Here is a 6,348-nt window from a genome sequence, read left to right on the forward strand (position 1 = left end):
GATCCTACGACCAATTCCCCAATGTTTCCCGTGATTGTGGTATATCCGGGAACAAGTCCTTCGGACATGGAAGAATTGGTGGTGAAACCCCTGGAAAAGCAAATCTACAGCCTGGAAAACATCAAGCGGATCAAAACGCAAATCAAGGATGGTGTGGCGATTATGCAGGTCGAATACAAGTACGAATCGGATGTGGATGAAAAATTCCAGGAGCTGACGCGGGAAGTCAACGGAATGCGTTCCGAACTTCCGGCAGAGATTTTAAGCATCGAGGTAAAAAAACTGCTGGCTTCCGATGTGAATGTGATTCAAACGGCTTTGATCAGTGAGAATGCTTCCCGGAAAAGTTTGAAAAAAGTAGCGGAAGATTTGCAGGAAGAACTGGAGAAATTGCCCGAACTGAAAAATGTGAAGATTCACGGACTTTCCGATGAACAGGTTCGTATCGATTTAAGAACGGAGAAACTGGCTCAGTTGCATATTCCCTTGAATGTAATTATTGGAACATTGCAAAGTGAAATTGCCAATATTCCGGGAGGAAGCGTTGATGTCGGAACGAAATCGCTGAACGTCAAAACGAGTGGGAATTACGTTTCCCTGGAAGAAATTGCCAATACGATTATTTACGCTTCCGAAGGAAAAACCATTCCCTTGAAAGATGTGGCGGATGTGTACTACGATTTTTCGGAAACAAAACACATCACCCGGTTGAACGGACACCGCTGTGTTTTTGTATCGGCAGCGCAGAAAGAAGGCTTCAATATTTCGAAAACACAGGAGAAATATTTGGAGGTTCTGGATAAATTCGATTCGAAAGTTCCTTCGAATATCGACATGGTCAATCATTTCGACCAGGGAGACAATGTGAACAGCCGTTTGGGAGGTTTGGGAGTGGATTTCCTGATCGCCATTCTTCTGGTGGCAATTACTTTGCTTCCTTTGGGGGGACGGGCTTCACTGGTCGTCATGATTTCGATTCCGCTTTCTTTGGCAATCGGTTTGGTTTTGTTGAATGTGATGGGATATAACATCAATCAGCTGAGTATTGTGGGCTTGGTTGTGGCACTTGGATTGTTGGTCGACGACAGTATTGTGGTCGTTGAAAACATCGAACGCTGGCTGCGCGAAGGTTATTCCCGAATGGATGCGACTTTGATGGCAACCAAGCAAATCGGACTTTCAGTAGTCGGTTGTACGGTGACGCTGATTATTGCGTTCCTGCCTTTGGTTTTCCTTCCGGAAGTTGCCGGAGATTTTATCCGCAGTCTTCCGATGGCGGTTATTGCAAGCGTCCTGGCTTCGATGGTGGTTTCTTTGACGATTATTCCATTCCTGTCGAGCCGTTTGTTGAAACAACACCAAGGACAACATGACGGAAATATTTTCTTACGTGCGCTTCAAAAAGCAATCTCAGGAACGTATTCGGTCTTGTTGGATAAAGCGTTGAAACGCCCGGTGATTACTTTATTGGTTGCTGTGGGAATCTTCGCGGGTTCTTTGGCTTTGTTCCCGGTAATCGGTTTTAGTTTGTTCCCTGCATCGGAAAAACCGCAATTCATGGTGAACGTAGTTGCGCCTTTACAAACAAACCTGGAACACACGAACGAAATTACGAAATACGTAGAGAAGGAATTGGGGAAGATTCCGGAGATCAACTATTTTGCATCCAATGTTGGAAAAGGAAATCCGCCGGTTTATTACAACGTAGCACAGGAAAACGAACGCACGGATTTTGCACAAATTTTTGTTCAGTTGGAAAAACATACCGGAGTAGAAAAGAAGCAGGAAATTTCGGATCATTTACGTGCTGTTTTCAATGAATATCCGGGTGCAAAAATCGAAGTAAAAAACTTTGAGCAAGGTCCGCCGATGGTTGCTCCGGTAGAAGTGCGCCTTTCCGGTGATAACCTGGATACCTTGCGCAAATTGAGCCAGCAGGTTGAAAAATTACTGAAAGAAACTCCCGGAACGATGTATGTAAACAACCCGGTGAGTAACCTGAAATCCGATTTCAAACTGGTTATTTCGAAAGAAAAAGCCAGAGCGCTTGGAGTAAACACGGTGGATATCGACAGAACGGTGCGGCTGGCAATTGCAGGAGTGGATTTAGGAACCTTTTCGGATGAAAATAACGATGAATTTTCCATGCTTCTGACAACGCATAAAGGTGAACGTGCAACACTGGAAGTTTTCAATCAGTTGTACATCAATAATCAGCAGGGAAGAGCCATTTTGCTTTCCCAGATTGCAACGCTTCAATTGGAAAGTTCGCCGCTGTTTATCAATCACTACAACAAAGTCCGAACGGTTTCGGTGAGCGCATTCGCACAAAAAGGGGTGTTGGTCGATAATCTGATCAAAGAAGTGATGGCAAAAATGGATCAGCAGAAACTACCTGAAGGATATTCTTATGTGATGGGGGGAGAATTCGAATCGCGCAATGAATCTTTCGGCGGATTTAACACCATTATTACGATTACGGTTTTCCTGTTCGTTGCCGTGTTGATTTTGCTTTTCAAAACTTTCAAAAGTACTTTGATCGTTCTTTCGGTTATTCCGCTGGGAATTGTAGGAGCAGTGATTGCTTTGTGGATGACCGGAAATTCATTGTCTTTCGTAGCAGTGATCGGTTTGATTGCACTGGCAGGAATCGAAGTGAAAAACTCGATTTTGCTGGTAGACTTTACCAACCAGTTGCGGGAAGAGGGAAGAACGCTGGATGAAGCAATCCGAGAAGCCGGAGAAGTGAGATTTTTACCGATCGTATTGACATCGCTCACAGCGATCGGAGGTTTGATACCAATAGCCATCTCTACCAACCCGTTAATTTCTCCTTTGGCAATTGTGTTGATCGGAGGATTGATCAGTTCAACCTTGCTTTCAAGAGTTGTGACGCCGATTATCTACCGGTTGATTCCACCCAAAATAGAAGTGAAAAATGTAGCAGAGGTTTAAAAAAAGGTCGGGGTGAAAATTTTTTCACCCCGACCTTTTTTATGATAATATTCTTATTGCACGATTACTTTTTGAATCGTAATTTGTCCGTTAGAGATTAATTCCACGAAATAAGTTCCCGCTTCCGGATGGATCAATTGGATTTTTCCGTCCTGAGCTTCGAATGCAACCGATTTTCCAACCTGGTTGCGAACAGAACGGATCTGCAAATTCTTTTCAAAAGGATAAACGGACCAGGATCCGTTATTCGGATTCGGATAAATGCTCAGCGCTTTTGAATCTGTATCGCAGGCAATGTAAAACGGGTCGTATTCGGTTTTTACTTCGTCCTTGTCTACCTGAACCAAGCGGTAGTAATGATCGTTGTTTTCAGATGAATTCGGAATGGAAAAGTCGTATGAATGAGTAACAGAACTGTTTCCATGTCCTTTAACAGAAGTGATTGTTTTCCATACATTCGGAGCTTCCATTTGTTGAATTTCGAAATGGCTGTTATTGGTTTCCGATTCCGTTCGCCAGTGAAATGCAATCTGATTGTTGTTGCACAAATAATAGTAATCGCTTAAAGTTACTCCCAGTGCAGACGATGTAATGGTAATTGCAGCGCAGGTTGTGGGGCAGGCTCCGGATGCTTTTACATAATACGTCGTAGTTCCGGAAACAGAAGTTGTAATACTTGTTCCGGTTCCGATTACAGTCCCGTTACAGCTTCCGGTGGTCCAGGTAAAAGCCGCACCGCCATTTGTTGCAGTTCCCCCAACTTGTGTCAGAGTCACATTTTGCCCTGTTTGGATGATGGTGCCGGATGCATTGATACCGGTCGGAGCGGTATTTGTCAGGAAACTTCCGCTTACACGGTATTGAAGTGTGACTCCCCAGGTTACCGTATTTCCGCCGCCGCACCGGTCTCCGCTGGCAGTAGCCGAGTATGAAGCGATTGTTGTAAAACCGGTTGCAGTGAATCCTCCTGCAGGAATGGAGATTGTTTGTAAACCGGTATTTGCTTCTGTACCTAACCAGCCATCGTCTTCGTAACCACTCCATCGGAAAGTAAAATTGGAAGGAAGTGCACAACTGTAGTTTCTGCTGGCAAAGACTTTGTTAATGGTTTTTGTTCCGGGACAATTTTCGGTGATTTCGTGGTAAGAACTTCCCAGGTTTGTTCCGCCGTCGAGCATTTCAAAGGTCCAGACAGGATCGCTGTCACCTTGTAAAAAACCGTCCATGTCGTCTACATTGCTGCTAACGGATAAGATTCGGAATTCAATGGTAGTTTGGGCAAAAATAAAAAAGCATGACAAGGTCAAGGCCCCAGTAAGGATTGATTTCATCGCAAGAGTTGTAAGTTGTAATTTTCTTTAATCAGCCGTAAAAGTATATTATTTCGGAGTTCGGAACATCAACTGACTGCAGAAAATGAAAAATAGTTTAAAACGGTATTGGCTGAATTAGATTTATCCCGATCACTTGTTAAATGAGTAACAAATCCGGATCATGTGGTTAATAAAGTTTTTTTGAGGCTTTGATTTTACGTTTTAGCCGTTATGAAAGTATATTGAGCCGGCATCCTTTTATGTTGTTGATAAACAGGTCGGTATTTAAGTTGAACTTAAATGAATGCTTATGAAAAAACAATTACTTTCTATCCTTTTTTGCTTTTCCCTGATTGCTGCCCCGGTGCAAGCGCAACAATGGCAGTGGGGAAAACGGGCTCAGAATCGAACAAAGGAAATTGCTGTTGATAACAATGGAAACACCTATGTTCTTTGGAGTTTAGGGAGCCAGGCAAATGTGGATGGCCATCCTGTCAGTGTCAATGGTAGTACGGATATTGGAATTACCAGTTTTCGCTGCGACGGAAGTTACCGCTGGACAAAAGTCATCGGAACATCTTCTCCTGATGCAGGTTTCGGAGTGGGAACAGATACTTTGGGAGGTGTTTATATCCTGGGGCATATGGGGAGTGGTAATTCAAGTAATATTTACATCGACGACGATGATACCTTGCCACCTACTATGAAGAAAATGCTGCTGCTTAAATTCGATACAACAGGTAACTTTTTATGGCAGCGTATGCCCGAACCAGATAATATTACGGTGGTTACTCCAACTGCAGGATTTAATTTGACGGTAGAAAAGAATGGAAATACGCATATCATGTGTGTGCTTGAAATTGGTAATTACGGAAATGGTGCTTTTTCAGCAACATATTCCGCTGACAATAATATCTACGCATTGAAATACGATAAAAACGGCAATTTTATCGGAGGCTTGCACTTCGATGTTACCCGCCCGGCTAATGCAGGAATAAGCCCTTATGGCTTTTACATGATGTATGACCCGATAAGTTCGCATTATTACTGGAGCGGAATCCGGTTTGATCCCTATCCAATTTCTTTCGGATCTACAGCAATTACCGGAGGAAACTTCCTGACTTGTTTCAGCACTACCGGCAGTGTTCTTTGGGTACAAAAAAGTAATAACGATTTAATCCCGACTGCTTTGAACGGAACACCGGCTGTAGATCATTTGGGAAACGTATATGTAACCGGATATTCTTACAATGATTTTAATGGCGGAGCAGGTGATGGGTTCGGAACTTATAACTTCAATAACACCATGGGAGTGTGGAGTTTTCCGATCCTGGTTAAGTTCAGTTCATCCGGAACGGTACTTTATGCTAACAATGCTTCAGGAAACACAGACAATGCGGGTAGAGTCGTGATTTGTACAAATGACACGATTGGTCTTGCAGGAGAGTACGCCGGTGGTAATTTTGAGTGGGGAGGAGTCAGTTTGGGAGTAAATAACCAATATTATAATGATTTTCTGGTTCGGTTTGATGCTGCAACAGGTAATGTAATCCGAATTGATACGCTTTATAGCGGTCAGGGTGTAGACGAATATGTATCCGCACTTGCGGCTGACCGCCGCGGCAATTTCTATTTGGGAGGCGAGTTTAGTTCGAGCATCACGATCGCAGGTGTTACACATTATAAACAGGATGGCTATACGGACGGATATATCGCTAAATCCGGATCGTCTGATTGCAGTACTTGTACACCGCCGGTGGCTGCGTTCACTAATACAGGATCCGGATTGACGTATCATTTTGCGTATACGGGTTCTGCGAATGTGGACAGTGTTGTTTGGTCGTTGGGAGATGGTACTTCGATGACAGGAAATACGATAGCGCATACCTACGGAGCGGGAGGTGTATATACTGTTTGTGCAACTGCTTATAATCCTTGTGGAACACACCAATTCTGTACGAGTTTGAACATAACCGGTTTGGGAATTCATGCTGCGGGATCTTTGCCTGATTTGAGTATTTATCCCAATCCAACAAGTGGTGTTTTGTCTGTCAAAGGACTTCAGGCAGAAACAAATTTC

3 protein-coding genes are annotated in these 6,348 nt (G+C 43.6%); 2 read left to right on the forward strand and 1 reads right to left on the reverse strand.

The window, feature by feature from the left end; translation table 11 throughout:
- On the forward strand, window positions 1–2,955 hold a 2,955-nt coding region (locus tag Q1V93_RS03925), incomplete at its 5' end, for an efflux RND transporter permease subunit (RefSeq protein ID WP_300661731.1).
- 53 nt (window positions 2,956–3,008) lie between these two features.
- Here Q1V93_RS03925 and Q1V93_RS03930 read toward each other — a convergent pair.
- Window positions 3,009–4,286, reverse strand: a complete 1,278-nt coding sequence (locus Q1V93_RS03930) for a T9SS type A sorting domain-containing protein (RefSeq protein WP_300661734.1) — start codon at window positions 4,284–4,286, stop codon at window positions 3,009–3,011.
- 292 nt (window positions 4,287–4,578) lie between these two features.
- On the opposite strand from Q1V93_RS03930, the gene Q1V93_RS03935 reads away from it, so the two are divergent.
- A partial coding sequence (locus Q1V93_RS03935; RefSeq protein WP_300661736.1) for a PKD domain-containing protein occupies window positions 4,579–6,348 on the forward strand: 1,770 nt, incomplete at its 3' end.

It is taken from the genome of Fluviicola sp., from assembly GCF_030151805.1.
Lineage (GTDB): Bacteria > Bacteroidota > Bacteroidia > Flavobacteriales_D > Crocinitomicaceae > Fluviicola.